We start from the raw sequence: 324 nt of genomic DNA, 5'->3' as shown, positions 1-324 counted from the left end.
TGTTGCGGCCCGCGCTGGAGACGGTCGCGCTCGATCAGGACGCGATCCTTGCGCGAGCGGGGGACGAGATCGACTATCTCTTCTTCCCTCACAGCGGCGCCATCTCGCTGATGATCGACATGGCGGACGGGCAGACGGTCGACACCGCCGTCGTCGGGCGCGAGGGGGCACTTGGCCTTCTTTCGGTGCTCGGGTCGTCACCTTCGGCCACGACCGCGGTCGTTCGTGCAGCGGGCACCGCCTCGCGAATCCCCGCGTCGCGATTTCGCGCCGCTTTCAACCGGAGCCCTACGATCCGGCACGCGGTCCAGATGCACGGCAGGG

The 324-nt window shown here is 68.5% G+C and carries 1 protein-coding gene; it reads left to right on the top strand.

What is annotated here, in order from left to right; genetic code table 11:
- Positions 1 to 2 precede the first annotated feature (2 nt).
- Positions 3 to 324, top strand: a 322-nt coding sequence (locus tag ACZXDY_RS46625) for a Crp/Fnr family transcriptional regulator (RefSeq protein WP_464350121.1), incomplete at its 3' end; no start/stop codon positions are given.

This window comes from Bradyrhizobium sp. LeoB3, assembly GCF_055456055.1.
The sequence above is the reverse complement of the archived record's forward strand: the minus strand, read 5'-3'. Positions and strand labels throughout refer to the sequence as shown.